The sequence below is a fragment of the Kitasatospora sp. NPDC096140 genome (assembly GCF_040303045.1).
GTDB lineage: Bacteria > Actinomycetota > Actinomycetes > Streptomycetales > Streptomycetaceae > Kitasatospora.
The window spans coordinates 138,177-153,053 of the sequence record NZ_JBEOUW010000014.1 but is presented as its reverse complement, the minus strand read 5'-3'; the positions used below and the strand labels follow the sequence as shown (position 1 = coordinate 153,053).

Sequence of the window (14,877 nt, the reverse complement as noted above, 5' to 3'; positions counted from 1 at the left end):
CGGAGCGGGCCCCATCCGTTTCATCACATCGAGTGCTTTCCGTCCCGTGAACTCCGGGGCGGTGAATGTGACATGCGCCACGCGGGCGGGAATTGCGTCCGCGGTGTCCCGTGCGGCATGGTGAGGGTTCTGTCAGGCCCCGCGTACGGCGCGGCAGGGCTTCCGGACCCCGGGAGTCAGGCCCGGAAGGTCCGCCAACTCCGGTCGGTGGACGCATAATTGAACACCGATGAGCCGTACGCCGCCCGATTCCAACGCCCGGTCGCCTCACCTCGGCACCGGACGCCGGGCCAGCACCTCCCGTGACCAGAGCACCGTGCGGAGGTCCGTGCCAAGGGGCATGTTGCGTCCGCACGGTCACGCGTGGGCGATGCTGGAAGGAATCCATGTGACTCGGATCTCGGTCCGGGGAGTTGCTGTGGCCTCCGCCACCGCCGTCACCGCTGTCGGTGCCGTCGTTGGTATGGCCTCGGGCAGCGAGGGCAAGACCACGCAGACGGTCGACGTCGCCGGCGCGACCCTGCTTGCCGAAGTCCCCTCTGGCGCCCAGGCGCAGACCATCAGTGACAACATCGGCCAGCAGGCGACCGCCCAGCAGGCCTCCGCCGACGCAGCTGCCAAGGCCGCCGCGGAGCAGAAGGCCGCCGAGGAGGCCGCGCGCCAGAAGGCCGCCGCGGACGCCCAGGCGAAGGCCGACGCCCAGGCCAAGGCCGACGCGGACAAGGCTGCCAAGGCTGCCGACGACGCCCGCAAGGCCGCCGCCGAGGCCGCCAACCGGTCGAAGGCCCGTTCGGCGATGACTGCTGTCGACGGCAGCACCAGCACGCCCCCGGTCTCGGTCAGCCCCGGCTCGGTCCAGGACCTGGCCCGGCAGATCGTCGGCAACGACGCCCAGTTCCAGTGCTTCAGCCAGATCGTGAAGCGCGAGAGCGGCTGGGACTACACCGCGACCAACAAGAGCTCCGGCGCGTACGGCCTCGTCCAGGCGCTGCCCGGCTCGAAGATGGCCTCGGTCGGCGCCGACTGGCGCACCAACCCGGCCACCCAGATCCAGTGGGGCCTCAACTACATGAATAGCCGCTACGGCAGCCCCTGCGGCGCCTGGTCGTTCTGGCAGGCCCACAGCTGGTACTAGGAGCGGCTGCCGCTGCGGCGGCGCACTCCGTACGGCCCCGGCCGCTCGCCCTTCCCGGGCGGGCGGCCGGGGCCGTCGCTGTTCCTGGGCCGTTGCCGTTGCCGTTGCCGTTCCTGGGCCGGGGCGGCCGGCCGCCGGCGTGCCGGCGGGAGCAGACGAACCGCGCCGCCCGGGCTGCGCTGACCAGTGCGCTCTCGGGCGGTGCGGTCCTGGATGCGGACGCGGGGCGCGGGGAGGGGTCCTGGTTGCTCCCCGCACCGGCCGGTCCGCCGGCAGTTGGCTCTCGATGCCCTCCGGAGCCGTGCTCTCCGGGGTCTCGTCCCGACTCCTCCCCAGCGAAGTGCATCCGAAACCAGCGGGAACATGGCGATTTGCCCTGGTTTCCGGAGTGAGGTCGTCGAATCGAACTGACCGGCGGCCGGACTCGCCGCACCCTCGCCGGGTAGCGTCATCCCTGACGGCCGCGGCAGGACCCGCGGCGTACCGCCGGGCACGGCGGACCGGGCAGGGGAGCGGTGGTAGCGAGGATGGCGCGGGGCGGAAAGGCCTTCAAGGCCGTGGCCAAGGGCATGGCCGTGGTGGCGAGCGCGGCCGCCGTGATCGAACGGCGCAGACGCGCCGCGATGGCGGCCGACCCGCACGAACTCGCCGTGCCCGTGCTCACGGAGGGTCACACGCTCGTCGAGGGGCCCGTGCCGGCCGTCGAGGCGTCCGGCCCGGTGCCGGTCCCCAGGGCCGACCCCGCCCCGGCGCCGGCGGTGCCGGTGGGGGCGCCGGTCGTCGAGGCGCCCGCACCCGTCGCACCGGCTCCGGCCGCGCCCACCGAGCCCACCGTGCACGCCGGGCTCGGCCGCGAGTACCACCCCGGTCGGCCCGCCACCCCCGCCGAGGCGGTGCCGTGGGGACTGCGGGTGGCCGCCGAGTCGACCTGGCGACTGCTGCTGCTCGGCGCCGCGCTCTACGTCGTCTTCTACGTGGTCGACATGCTGCGGCTGGTCGCCTTCTCGGTGCTGGCCTCGCTGTTGATCGCCGCGTTGCTGGAGCCCTCGGTGTCCTGGCTGCGCCGGCACGGGGCGCCGCGCTCGCTGGCGGCCGGCGTGGTCTTCCTGAGCGGTCTGGCCGGGATCGGACTGGTCGGCTGGTTCGTGGTCTGGCAGGTGAGCACCAACCTGCCGGACGTCACCGCCCAGGTCAAGGACGGTGTCAACCAGCTGCGGGACTGGCTGATCACCGGGCCGCTGCACCTGACCCAGCAGCAGATCAAGGACTTCGCCGACCAGATCACCAAGGCGATCACCACCAACACCGATCAGCTCACCTCGGCCTCGATCACCGGCGCGCAGATCGCCGTCGAGGTGCTGACCGCGCTGCTGATGACCTTCTTCACCACCTTCTTCCTCCTCTACGACGGCGAGCGGATCTGGAACTGGGCGCTGCGCGGGCTGCCCCGGCACTCCCGCTTCGCGATGGCCGGCGCCGGCCCGAAGGCCTGGGCGACGCTCACCGCCTACGTGCGCGGCACCGTGTGCGTGGCCTTCATCGACGCGGTCTGCATCGGGATCGGCATCGACCTGCTGGGCGTCCCGCTGGCGATGCCGCTGGCCGTGATCATCTTCCTGGGCGCCTTCGTCCCGCTGGTCGGCGCACTGGTCACCGGCACCGTCGCGGTGCTGATCGCCCTGGTCACCCAGGGGCCGTGGACGGCGCTGATGGTGCTGGTGGTGCTGATCGCGGTGATGCAGGTCGAGAGCCACATCCTGCAGCCGCTGATCCTCGGCCGGGCCGTCCGGGTGCACCCGCTGGGCGTGGTCCTCGGTGTCGCGGCCGGCGGCATCATCGGCGGCATCGGCGGCGCGGTCGTCGCCGTCCCGCTGATCGCCGTCACCAACACCGTGATCACCCACCTCCGCCGTCGCAACGAGGCCGGCCAGGCCGTGTTCGTCGCCCTCGAAGCCGCCCGCGAGGCCGCCGAGCGCACCGCCGCCACCCACCCCACGGCTGCGGCCCAGCCGAACCAGGCGGTCCAGCCGAGCCCGGTCGCCCAGCCCGCCGCGGACTGACCCGCGCGGGACGGACGGCCGCGGACGGACCGGCCCGGGCAGCCGCCCGGGTGCCGGAGGGTCGGCGCGGCGCGGGCGTACCGGGAAACGGCGACGGGCCCCCTCCCGGACGTGTGTCCGGGAGGGGGCCCGCTCGGGTGCCGGGTGCGTCAGGCGGTGACGTCGGCGAGGGCGGCCTCGGAGTCGAGGACGCCGGCCACGGCCTGCAGGACGGCGGCGATCTTCATCGAGGCCTGGATGACCTCACGCTCGACGCCGGCCTTGCGCAGGACGGCCTCGTGCGAGTCGAGGCACTGGCCGCAGCCGTTGATGGCCGAGACGGCGAAGCACCAGAGCTCGAAGTCGACCTTCTCGACGCCCGGGGTGCCGATGATGTTCATCCGCAGACCGGCCCGCATCGTGCTGTACTCCTTGTCGGAGAGCAGGTGCAGCGTCCGGTAGTAGACGTTGTTCATCCCCATGATCGCGGCCGCGCCCTTGGCGGCGGTGTACGCCTCGGGGGAGAGGTTGGCCTTGGCCTCCGGCTCCAGCTCGCGCAGCAGACCGGCGCTGCGGCTGGCCATCGCGCAGGACAGCACGGTGCCCCAGAGCTGCTGGGCGGGGAGGTCGGAGTTGCCGATGACCGAGCCCAGGTTGAGCTTGAGGTCCTTGGCGTAGTCCGGGAGGGCGGCCTTCAGGTCGTCGAGAGCCATGGGTCAGCCCGCCAGCAGGGCCTGGGCGTCGAGGGTGTCCTCGCCCTTGTTCCAGTTGCACGGGCACAGCTCGTCGGTCTGCAGGGCGTCCAGCACCCGCAGGACCTCCTTGGGGTTACGGCCGACGGAGCCGGCGGTCACCATGACGAACTGGATCTCGTTGTTCGGGTCGACGATGAAGACGGCGCGCTGGGCGGTGCCGTCCTCGGCCTCGACGCCGCAGGCGCGCATCAGGTCGTGCTTGATGTCGGCCAGCATCGGGAAGGGCAGGTCGCGCAGGTCCTTGTGGTCCTTGCGCCAGGCGTGGTGCACGAACTCGGAGTCGCCGGAGACGCCGAGGACCTGGGCGTCACGGTCGGCGAACTCGTCGTTCAGCTTGCCGAACGCGGCGATCTCGGTCGGGCAGACGAAGGTGAAGTCCATCGGCCAGAAGAAGACGATCTTCCACTTTCCCTCGTAGGTCTTGTGGTTGATGTCAGCGAAGGCGCTCGCGGCGTCCAGGTCGACACAGGCCTTGAGGTCGAACTCGGGGAACTTGTCACCGATCGTGAGCACGTTCGCTTCTCCTGAAGTGAGATGAGGGGAGCTTTGTCCGGATTCCGGACACCCAGCACGATTCCACATCGTGGACTGATCAGGGAAATAGCTACACTGGATGTGTCTGATCGGAGATTGCTATCAGTACCGAATCCCCCACGTCGCGGCCGGGCTCCCGGCGGAGCGCCGCCGCCAAGGCCGACCCGACTGTGACGAGTGCCACGGTCCGCAGTCCGCGCACCCCGACCGTCGCCCAGCTGCGGGCCTTCGTCGCGGTGGCCGAGCACCGGCACTTCCGGGAGGCCGCGGCGGCGACCGGGACCAGCCAGCCCGCACTGTCCGGCGCGGTCGCGGCACTGGAGGAGTCGCTGGGCGCGCAGCTGGTCGAGCGTACGACGCGCAGGGTGATCGTCACGCCGCTGGGGGAGCGGGTGCACCAGCACGCCCGTCGGGTGCTCGCCTCGCTGCAGGCGCTCACCGAGGAGGTCGAGGCCGCCCGCCGCCCGTTCACCGGGCCGTTGCACCTGGGCGTCATCCCGACCGTCGCGCCCTACCTGCTGCCCACCGTGCTGCGGCTGGTCCGCGACCGCTTCCCGGAGCTGGAGCCGCACGTCCACGAGGAGCGCACCCCCTCGCTGCTGGAGGGCCTGGCCTCGGGGCGCCTGGACGTCCTGCTGCTCGCGCTCCCGGCCGGCGGGGCCTCCCCGACCCTGGACATCCCGCTCTTCGACGAGGACTTCGTCCTGATCACGCCGACCGACCATCCGCTCGCCGGGCGGGTCGACGTCCCGCGCGACGTGCTGCTCGACCTGGACGTGCTGCTGCTGGAGGAGGGCCACTGCCTGCGCGACCAGGCGCTGGACATCTGCCGCGAGGTCGGCGCCGACCCGGCGGGCTCGACCACCCGTGCGGCCGGGCTGTCCACGCTGGTCCAGCTGGTCGCCGGCGGCCTCGGGGTGACCCTGCTGCCCGCCACGGCGCTGGACGTCGAGGCCGGGCGCAGCGACCGGCTCGCCGCCGTCCGCTTCGCCGAGCCGGCGCCCGGCCGCCGGATCGGTCTGGCCGTCCGCCCCGGCTCGGCCCGCGGCGACGAGTACGAGCGCTTCGCGGCGGCGCTGCGCGAGGTGCTGGTCGAACTGCCGGTCCGGATCATCGGTTCCTGAGCGGAGGGGCCGCCGCGCGGGCTCCTAGAGGTCGGCGGGCGTGCCCAGGCAGAGTCCGACCGCGGTGGCCACCAGGACGTCCAGCGCCCGCAGGGTGTCCGGGCCGGGCTGCTCGCCGGGAGCGCGCAGCGACAGGTAACGGTCGGTCAGGCCGTGGAACCCGGTCAGGAAGTGGACGGCGATCTCCTCGGCGGGCGTGGCGAGTTGCAGGCCGTGCGCCGCGGCGAGCGCGGTGATCATCTCGGTCGCGGTGCCCTCGCTCTCCTGCTGGAGCCCCCGCATGATCTCCTGCAGGTCGGGGTCGCGCATCGCCAGCGCCGAGAACTCGGTGAGGAGCTGGCAGCGGCCGTCCGGGCCCGTCGAGCTCTCCCAGAGCGCGTGGACCAGCGTCCTGACCTGCTCGGTGAAGGAGCCGTCGCCGGGGTAGGCGTCGCGGACGTAGCCGATGAACTCGGCGGTCAGCTGCTCGATCACCGCCCGGTAGAGGTCCTTCTTGGTGCCGAAGGTGTAGTGCACCGTCGCCTGTGCCACGCCCAGTTCGGCCGCGATCGCGCGGGTGCTGCCGGCGGCGATCCCCTCCCGGGCCATCAGGTCGATGGCGGCCTGGACCAGCTGCGGGCGGCGTTCGGAGGCGGGGACATGAGCCATCCAGCCAGGGTATCGCCATGGTCGGCCAACTGTGTCAGATGATTCGGTCAAATGCATCTGTCGGTCGACTTTGTCACGCGACAAGGTTGCGCGTACGGTGGAGCGAGACCTGTCCTGACCGACTCCGAGGGACCACCCATGGCCACGTACCTGTACCGACTGGGCCGCTTCTGCTTCCGCCGAAGGCGTGCCGTCCTGGCCGTCTGGATCGCCGTGCTGATCGCGGTCGGCGGGGCCGCGGGTGCGTTCGCCGGCAAGACCAGCGACGAGTTCAAGGTGCCCGGCACCGAGGCGCAGACGACGCTGGACCGGATCAAGGACACCTTCCCGGCGCAGGGTCACGCATCCGCCCAGGTCGTCTTCGCCGCCCCCGCGCCCGGCGGTGCCACCGCGCCCGAGGCGGCCGCGGCGGTCGGCGCGGCCGTCGACCGGATCGCCCACGTCCCCGGTGTGGCCGCGGTGCCCGACCCGTACGCGACCGGCGCCGTCTCGCCCGACGGCCGGGTGACGATCGCCCTGGTCTCCTTCGACCACAAGCTCGCCGACGTCACCGACCAGCAGCGCGACGCGGTCCGGGCGGCGGCCGAACCGGCCCGCGCGGCCGGGCTGGACGTGGCCTTCGGCGGCGACGCGTACAACAAGTTCGCCCAGATCGAGGGCGGCTCCGAGTCGATCGGCCTGGTGGTGGCCGGGGTGGTGCTGGTGATCACCCTGGGCACGCTGGTCGCGGCCGGGCTGCCGCTGCTGACCGCGCTGGTCGGCGTCGCCGTGGCGATGGCCGGACTGCTGGCGCTCACCGGCTCGTTCCAGATCATCACCACCGCACCGGTGCTGGCCCTGATGGTCGGCCTCGCGGTCGGCATCGACTACGCGCTGTTCATCCTGTTCCGTCACCGGCGCCACCTGGACGAGGGACTGGAGCCGGAGGAGGCCGCCGCCCGTGCCACCGCGACCGCCGGAAGCGCCGTCGTCTTCGCCGGCCTGACCGTGGTCGTCGCGCTCGCCGGGCTCGCCGTCGCGGGCGTCCCGTTCCTCACCGTGATGGGCCTGGCCGCCTCCGGCGCCGTCGTGGTGGCCGTGCTGGTCGCGATCACGCTGCTGCCCGCGGTGCTGGGCTTCGTCGGCCGCGCCGTCGACCGGCTGCCGGTCTGGAAGCGGGCCCTGCGCACCTCCGGCAGGACCACCATGGGCGAGCGCTGGGCCCGCTTCGTGGTCCGCCGGCCGCTGCCCGTCCTGCTCGTCGGCCTGGCCGGGCTGGGCGTCATGGCGGTGCCCGCGGCGAGTCTGGACCTCGGCCTGCCGGGCGGCGGCTCGCAGGCCGTCGGGACGGACGCGCGCAAGGCGTACGACCTGGTCAGCGACAGCTTCGGGCCCGGCTTCAACGCGCCCCTGGTGGTGGTCGTGGACGCCCAGGGCGCGCCGCACCCCGAGCAGGCGGTGCAGGGCGTGGCGGGCAGGCTGCAGAGCCTGGAGGGCGTCCGGACGCTGCTGCCGCCGCAGGTCGACCCGAGCGGCCGGACCGCGCTGGTGCCCGTCATCCCGCGGACCGGACCGGACGACGAGGGCACCAAGGCGCTGGTCGACGAGATCCGCGGGCAGCGCGCCGAGCTGAAGTCCGCCACCGGCGCGGACATCGCCGTCACCGGCACCGCCGCCGCCAACATCGACGTCTCCACCAAGCTCGGCCAGGCCCTGCCGCCGTTCGTCGCCGTGATCGTCGGCATCGCGCTGGTGCTGCTCGCGCTGGCCTTCCGCTCGGTGCTCGTGCCGATCAAGGCGGTGCTCGGCTTCCTGCTCAGCATCGGCGCCTCGCTCGGCGCGGTGGTCGCGGTCTACCAGTGGGGCTGGCTGGACGGCGTGATCGACGTGCCGAAGGTCGGCCCGGTGGTCAGCTTCGTGCCGATCCTGCTGATCGGGGTGCTGTTCGGGCTGGCGATGGACTACGAGCTGTTCCTGGTCTCCGGGATGAAGGAGCAGCACGTCCACGGCAAGGCGCCGCGCGAGGCGGTCGTGGGCGGGGTCAAGGGCGGCGCCCGGGTGGTGACGGCGGCCGCGCTGATCATGATCTCGGTCTTCGGGGCCTTCGTCTTCGGCCACGACCCGATCGTCCAGCCGATCGGATTCGCCCTCGCGGTGGGCGTGCTGGTGGACGCCTTCGTGGTGCGGATGGCGCTGGTGCCGGCCGCGATGGCGCTGTTCGGCCGGGCCGCCTGGTGGTTCCCGAAGCCGCTGGAGAAGGTCGTGCCGAGGGTGGACATGGAGGGCGAGCAGCTGATCGCGCGGCTGCAGGAGCAGCCCGCGAAGGAGCCGGTCGGGGTCTGAACACCCCGGTCGAGGGCGCCCGGGAGGCGCCCGGGAGGTGTCCGAGCGGCGCCCGGTGGGATCACTTCCGCCGGGCGCCGGCGCATGTCCCGTCGGGCGCGGCCGTCGGGCGGCCTACGGCTGCGGCAGCCGCTGCTCGAACCAGACCACCTTGCCGGTGCCCAGCCGCGTCGCGCCCCAGCGGTCCGCGCACCTCGCCACTATCTGCAGCCCGCGCCCGCGCTCGTCCTCCGGGCCGGCCCGGCGCGGGCGCGGCAGCAGCGGGCTGTCGTCGCCGACCTCGCAGCGCAGCCGGGTGGTGCGCACCAGACTCAGGGTGATCGGCCGGGTCGCGTGCTGGACGGCGTTGGTCACCAGCTCGCTGACCATCAGCGCGGTCGCCTCGCTGAGCTCGTCCAGCCCCCAGCGGCGCAGGGTGTGCGCGGCCAGCCGGCGCGCCCGGCCCGGCGTCTCGTTGCGCGGCTGCAGGTACCAGTGCGCGACGTCCCCGGCCGGGATGCCGTCGAAGCAGGCGCCGAGCAGGGCGATGTCGTCCCCGCGGTCGCCGGGCGGCAGGATCCGCAGCGCCTCCATGCACAGCTGCTCGGGGGACTGCCAGCGGGCGGCGGCGATCCGGGCGCGCAGCACCTCCAGGCCGTCGCTGATCGGGCGGGTGCGGGTCTCCACCAGGCCGTCGGTGAACAGCAGCAGCGCCGAGCCGGGCGGCGCGGGCAGTTCCACCGAGTTGAAGTCCACCCCGCCGACCCCGATCGGCGCCCCGGAGTCCAGCTCCACCAGCTCGGCCGTCCCGTCCGGGCGGACCAGCACCGGTGGGACGTGCCCGGCGTTGGCCAGCACCACCCGGTTGGCGATCGGGTCGTAGACCGCGTACACGCAGGTGGCCAGGTGCTGTTCGCGGCCGAGCCGCTGGGCCTGCTCGTCCAGGTGGTAGAGCACCTCGTGCGGCGGCAGGTCGAGGGCGGCCAAGGTCTGGGCGCTGGTGCGCAGTTGGCCCATGATGGCGGCCGAGGTGAGCGAGTGGCCCATCACGTCGCCGACGATCAGGGCGACCCGGTTGCCGGGCAGCGGCACGGCGTCGTACCAGTCGCCGCCGACCTGCGCGCCGCGCTCGCCGGGCAGGTAGCGCTGGGCGATCCGGACCCCGTGCGGCTGCGGCAGGCGCAACGGCAGCATGCTGCGCTGGAGTTCGTTGGCTATCTCCCACTCGCGGGCGTACCGCAGGGCGGTGTCCACGGCCAGCCCGGCCTGGGTGGCGAGGTGCGCCGCGGTCGCGGTGTCCGCGGCGTCGAAGACCGGGCGGCCGGTGCGTTCGGGAGGGCGGCGGATCAGCACCAGCAGTCCGAGGACGGCCTTGCGGCCGCGCAGCGGCAGGGCGACCACGGAGGTGCCCGCGGCCAGCCGCGCCACCCCGCGGGTGCCGTACAGCTCGCGCAGCAGCACCTCGGTGCGCTCGGCGCCGGGCGTGCCGAGGACGGCCGCTTCGGCGGGGCGACGGCTCAGCAGGGCATGCGCGAGCGCCCCGCCGCGGGTCACCGGGGTGGCCGGGCCGCTGTCGGCCGTCGAGCGGGCGCCGTAGCGGGAGCGGCGCCGGTCGTCGAAGCCGCCCGGGCGGCCGCGGCGGCCGATCCGGGTGCCGGTGCTGTGGTGGATCCGCAGCTCCTCCGGGAAGCCGGGCTCGCGTTCGACGTTGGGCAGCGGGTCGCGGAGGTGGACCACGGCGGCGTCGGCCAGGGTCGGGACCAGCACCCGGCCGATGTTGCGCAGCGTCGCGGCCAGGTCGAGGGCGCTGTTGATCCGCCGGGTCGCCGAGTCGAGGTACGCGAGGCGGTCCGCCACGTCGGCGCGCTCCGGCCGCGCGGCCGGCGTCCTCGTCGGGGCCTGCGCCCGGGCCGGGACCTGGCGGCGCTGGCCCGGGACGGCGGGCGGCTGCTCCGCCTCGGTCTTGAGCTGGTCGCGCACGGCTGCCTGTCCTGGATTCGGTGTGGTCGGTGGGTGTTCCGGGGGTTCGTGTTCCGGTCGATCGGTCGGTCAGCCGACGCGTCGACAGCACAGGAACAGCTGTTCCTCCGGCGGCAGCGAGGTACTGGCCGGCGCGTACGGATGCCCCGAACACTCCTCGACGGCGAAGCCGGCCGCGACCAGAACCCGCTCCAGATCCTCCCTCAGATACCCACTGATCCGCAGCTCTCTGCCAAGGAACGGAAGCGGAACGTGATCCAGGTCCGCCTCGACCATACCGAGCGCCAGCAGTCCGCCCGGCCGCAGGAGTTCGCGCAGGCGCCGGAGAACGGTGGGGATCTCGTCCTGCGGCAGCAGGATCAACGAGAAGAAGGCGGTGACGGCGGCGAAGGCGCCGTGGCCGTCGGGGCCGAGCCCGGGGGCGTTCCAGGCCCGGTCGGCGCGCGCGGTGGCCAGATCGTACAGGTCGATCCGATGGAACACCGGCGGGAACGAGCCGGGGAACGCCGCCCGCCGGGCCAGGGACAGCATCACGTCGGAGAGGTCCACACCGGTCACCCGCAGCCCGGCCCCGGCCAGCTGGCGGACGGTCGGCTCGCCGGTGCCGCAGCCCACGTCCAGGACCCGGGCGCCGGGTTCGAGCTCGGCGAGCAGCCGCCGGCCGCAGGCCAGCTGCCCGTCCTTGGCGGGGAACGCCTCGCCGTACCCCGCGCCGATGGTGTCGAAGGCGACCGCCTGCAGGGCCCGGGCCGCGCGGCGCCGTCGTACCTCGGGTTGGTCGTCCCCCGCGTCCTCGCCGACGGGGAACGCGTCCGATATCTGTCCGGTCGTCACGTTGAGAGGCACCCTTCCACCCGTGGCCTCCGGTCGGCTCCTCTGCGGCCCCGCGGGCCGCTGCCGGTGGCGGTGTGTCACGCTCCCCGCAGCACAGAGACGACTGCACCCAGACCCGCTCTGCGGCAGACACTCGTGTGCGTACTGGCATCTGAGAATATGCGTGATCACTGCGTCGTGGGGTCCCTTTCCGGCCAACTCGTCGCGCTTGGGTCGATGTGGCCGGGGTTGCGGAAGCACGACGGTGCGGGCAGGGGTGGTGCGCCGGACCCCGCACGCCGTACGGCGCGCCGGGGTGGCGCCGCTGACCTGCGGTTTCTCCGGTCCGCAGGCAGACTGTCGGTCGTTTATCGAACGTCAATCGGTCCGGTGCACAGTGGAGTCCAGCGCCGGGGAAGCGTTGAGGGCGCTCCCGCAGCCGGGGGGCTGCGGGAGCGCCGACGCGCGGATCGGGGGAGGTTCTCCGTGGGGAGCGGAGGCCTTACGGCGCGGGGGGAGAGAAGGGCTCGGTGTGCTGCTGGGCGATGAGGTCCGCCACGGGGGAGGCCTCTGGCACACCGAGCCGCGTGAAGATCGCGTGCGCCTCCTGGAGGCACGCGAGCCCGCGAGCGGGCTGGGCGAGGGCGAGCAACGCCTCGCCCAGCGCGGCGTTGGCCAGGCCCTGGCAGTAGGCGGAGTCCATCTCCTGGCCGATCGCGAGCGACTCGCCGGCCGCCTCGGCGGCGTCGGCGTGCTGCCCGGCGGCGAGCAGGGCGGAGGCGAGGCGGGCCAGGGTGTAGCCCTCCCAGAGGGGGTTCTGGTGGGACTGGAACAGCTGGTGCGCCTCGCGCAGGTACTCGACGGCTGCTCCCGGCTCATCGGTGGAGGAGAGCACCACGCCCGTTTGGTAGAGGGTGTCGGCGAGGCACGGGCCGTTCCTCGACGTCCGGGCCGTCGTGACCGCTTCGATGACCGAGCGCACCGCCGTCTCGGTGTCGCCCAGTCTCAGTTGCGCCCGGGCCATGTTGCCGAGCAGCCGGGCCTCGTTGATCGGAACGCGCACCACCCGGCTGATGGCGAGGGCCTGCTCGAAGAACGAGATGGCCTCGGCCGGGCGGTTCGTCAGGCTGAGGATGATGCCCAGATCGTTCGTCGTCGCCGACCGAAGAATGGTCATCTCCTCGGCACCCTGAAGGCTCAGGCTGTTCCGGAGCGACCGTTCGGCGCCCTGGAAGTCATTGGTGATCGACTGGAGCGTTCCGAAGGCGAAGTGCACCCGGGCGAGCGCGGCGGAGTCCCCGGAGGCAGCGGCATTCTGTTCGGCGGTCTCCAGGGAGCGGCGCACGCGGGAGCCGTGGGTGGGATCCTCGACCAGGCTGTTCAGGACGATCAGCAGGTCGACGGCCGGTCGCAGGACGAAGCCCGGCCCTCGGACGGCCGCCTCGACCGTGCTGAGCAGGAAGGTGATCTCGGTCCGGAGCCATTGCCGCGCGTCCTGGCTCGTCGGCAGGTTCAGGCCCGAGGAACTCAACGGATTGAGCGGTTCCGGGAGACGGTCGTCGGGCTCGATGACCTGGGCCGCGTTGCGGACGGTCGGAACGAGCAGGTCGAGCAGTCGCAGCACCGCCCGTTCCTGCTCCGCGGCGTCCCCGATCCGCTCGTTCTGCCGCTGGGCGTACAGCCGGAGCAGGTCGTGGTAGCGGTAGCGGCCCGGGGTGAAGCACTCCAGCATGTTCGCCTCGACCAGCGCCTCCGCGAGGTCTTCGGCGGTGTACTCGTCCACGCCGAGCAGCGCCGCGGCGGCCGCCAGCGGGATGTCGGGGGAGTCGATCAGGGCGAGGAGTCGAAAGGCGCGGGCCTCGTCGGTGGACAGCTGTCCGTAGCCGAGCCCGATGGTGGTCTCCACGGCGAGGTTGCCGAGTTGGAGTTCGTCCAGCCGTCGGCGCTGGTCCGCTAACCGGCGGGCCAGGTCGGAGACGCTCCAGCGCGGTCGGCTGGCCAGCCGGGCGGCGGCGATGCGGACGGCGAGCGGCAGGAAGCCACAGGCGGCGACCACCTTCATGGCCGCTTCCGACTCGGCGGCGACCCGCTGCTCGCCGACGATGGCCGAGAAGAGCGCCAGCGCCTCGTCCGGGGTCAGCTCCTCCACGTCGAACAGCTGGGCGCCCGGGATGCCGGCCAGCCGGGAGCGACTGGTGGCGAGCACGGCGCAGCCGGAGACGCCGGGGATCAGCGGTCGGATCTGGTCGGCGTCCCGCGCGTTGTCGAGCAGGATGAGCATCCGCCGGTTGGCGAGCAGCGAGCGGTAGAGGGCGGCGCGCTGTTCGAGCGAGTCGGGGTTCTCGGTGACGCCGAGGGCGTGCAGGAAGTCGCCGAGGACGACGACCGGGTCGGCGGGCGAGGCGCCGGCCCCGCGCAGGTCGACGTACAGCTGGCCGTCCGGGAACTCGGCGCGGACGCGGTGGGCGACGTGCACCGCGAGGGTGGTCTTGCCGACGCCGCCGATTCCGGCCAGGGAGGTGACCACCACGGCCTGGCCGGTGGCGTTCATCAGGACGGTGGAGAGGTCGCCCACCAGTTCCGTTCGACCGCTGAAGTCCGAGACGTCAGCGGGCAGTTGGGCCGGAGCCGGCGGAGCGGCCGGACCCTCCTCGCGGGGCGCGGGGGCGGGTGCGGCCGGAAGGACGAGATCGGGATCGGCCGCCAGGATGCGGGTGTGGATCGCGGACAGGCCCGCACCCGGTTCGACCCCGAGCTCCTCGATCAGCAGCTTGCGGGTGTCGGTGTAGACGCCGAGCGCCTCGGCCTGGCGCCCGCAGCGGTACAGCGCCAGCATCAGCAGCTCGCGCAGCCGCTCGCGCAGCGGGTGTTCGGCCGTCAGGGTGTTGAGCTCGCCGACGATCTCCGCGTGCAGGCCGATGTCGAGGGCGACGGTGCACAGCTCCTCCGAGGCCGCCACCTGGCGTTCTCCCAGTCGCAGCCGCTGGGCGTCGGCGTAGGGGCCCGGAATGCCGGTGAGGGGTCGGCCGCTGAACATGGCCAGCGCCTGCGTCAGCAACTGGTGCGCTTCGTGTTTGTCGCCGGTCGTGCGGGCGGCCGAGGCCTCGGAGGAGAGCCGCTCGAAGACCGTCAGGTCGAGCGCCTCGCCCGGGACGCGCAGTGCGTAGCCGTCGGCGACCGAGACCAGGAGCTCGGCGGGGCGGCGCACCTCCCGCCGGGGCTCGATGACGGAGCGCAGGCGCGAGATGTAGGTGCGGAGCGCCGCCACGGCCTGGGCCGGAGGCCGGTCGCCCCAGAGGGAGTCGACCAGGTCTTGCGTGGTGACCGGGCGACCGGAGTGCAGCAGAAGGGTGGTCAGAACCGCCTGCTGCTGGGGGGAGCCGAGGGAGAGGGGCTTTCCGTCGAGCCAGGCCTGAACCGGACCGAGGACTTGGAAGCGCAGCGCAGGGCCCTGCGGCGTCTCCCGAAACTCCATGAAGTCCCCCGATGGCCTGTGGTGTCGATTCCGTGAAAGGGCGCTCGGCGGTCCGCCGCGGTGCTTCAGCTTA

10 protein-coding genes are annotated in these 14,877 nt (G+C 73.0%); 4 read left to right on the top strand and 6 right to left on the bottom strand.

The features are described 5' to 3' along the window. Nucleotides 1–388 precede the first annotated feature (388 nt). Together ABT048_RS17215 and ABT048_RS17210 are read left to right on the top strand one after the other, a co-directional pair. Nucleotides 389–1,135, top strand: a complete 747-nt coding sequence (locus tag ABT048_RS17215) for an aggregation-promoting factor C-terminal-like domain-containing protein (protein ID WP_350522207.1) — start codon at nucleotides 389–391, stop codon at nucleotides 1,133–1,135. A gap of 527 nt (nucleotides 1,136–1,662) precedes the next feature. Next, entirely contained in the window at nucleotides 1,663–3,195 is a 1,533-nt protein-coding gene (locus tag ABT048_RS17210) for an AI-2E family transporter (protein ID WP_350522206.1), read from the top strand. 149 nt (nucleotides 3,196–3,344) lie between these two features. On the opposite strand, the gene ABT048_RS17205 is transcribed toward ABT048_RS17210, so the two are convergent. Together ABT048_RS17205 and ABT048_RS17200 are read right to left on the bottom strand one after the other, a co-directional pair. Further along, nucleotides 3,345–3,887, bottom strand: coding sequence for an alkyl hydroperoxide reductase (locus ABT048_RS17205; RefSeq protein ID WP_350522205.1), 543 nt, complete (start codon nucleotides 3,885–3,887; stop codon nucleotides 3,345–3,347). 3 nt (nucleotides 3,888–3,890) lie between these two features. Beyond that, on the bottom strand, nucleotides 3,891–4,442 hold the full coding sequence (locus ABT048_RS17200; RefSeq protein ID WP_350522204.1) for a peroxiredoxin: 552 nt from the start codon (nucleotides 4,440–4,442) through the stop codon (nucleotides 3,891–3,893). A 191-nt stretch (nucleotides 4,443–4,633) separates the two neighbouring features. Between ABT048_RS17200 and ABT048_RS17195 the strand changes: the two genes are divergently transcribed. Beyond that, nucleotides 4,634–5,587 (top strand): LysR substrate-binding domain-containing protein, encoded by a 954-nt coding sequence (locus ABT048_RS17195; RefSeq protein ID WP_350522203.1) that lies wholly within the window; start codon nucleotides 4,634–4,636, stop codon nucleotides 5,585–5,587. A 24-nt stretch (nucleotides 5,588–5,611) separates the two neighbouring features. Here ABT048_RS17195 and ABT048_RS17190 read toward each other — a convergent pair whose 3' ends face one another. Further along, nucleotides 5,612–6,235 (bottom strand): TetR/AcrR family transcriptional regulator, encoded by a 624-nt coding sequence (locus ABT048_RS17190; protein WP_350522202.1) that lies wholly within the window; start codon nucleotides 6,233–6,235, stop codon nucleotides 5,612–5,614. Nucleotides 6,236–6,373: 138 nt separating this feature from the next. On the opposite strand from ABT048_RS17190, the gene ABT048_RS17185 reads away from it, so the two are divergent. Next, a complete protein-coding gene (locus ABT048_RS17185; RefSeq protein ID WP_350522201.1) occupies nucleotides 6,374–8,557 on the top strand; it encodes an MMPL family transporter in 2,184 nt (727 codons plus the stop codon). Nucleotides 8,558–8,671: 114 nt separating this feature from the next. On the opposite strand, the gene ABT048_RS17180 is transcribed toward ABT048_RS17185, so the two are convergent. The 3 genes from ABT048_RS17180 to ABT048_RS17170 all read right to left on the bottom strand — a co-directional run bounded on the left by ABT048_RS17180 (nucleotide 8,672) and on the right by ABT048_RS17170 (nucleotide 14,804). Then, nucleotides 8,672–10,516 (bottom strand): ATP-binding SpoIIE family protein phosphatase, encoded by a 1,845-nt coding sequence (locus ABT048_RS17180; RefSeq protein ID WP_350522200.1) that lies wholly within the window; start codon nucleotides 10,514–10,516, stop codon nucleotides 8,672–8,674. A 69-nt stretch (nucleotides 10,517–10,585) separates the two neighbouring features. Further along, a complete protein-coding gene (locus ABT048_RS17175) occupies nucleotides 10,586–11,257 on the bottom strand; it encodes a class I SAM-dependent methyltransferase (protein ID WP_350522255.1) in 672 nt (223 codons plus the stop codon). A gap of 574 nt (nucleotides 11,258–11,831) precedes the next feature. Continuing rightward, the gene (locus ABT048_RS17170) at nucleotides 11,832–14,804 is read right to left on the bottom strand and encodes an AfsR/SARP family transcriptional regulator (RefSeq protein ID WP_350522199.1); all 2,973 of its coding nucleotides are present in this window, start codon (nucleotides 14,802–14,804) and stop codon (nucleotides 11,832–11,834) included. Nucleotides 14,805–14,877: the final 73 nt, after the last annotated feature.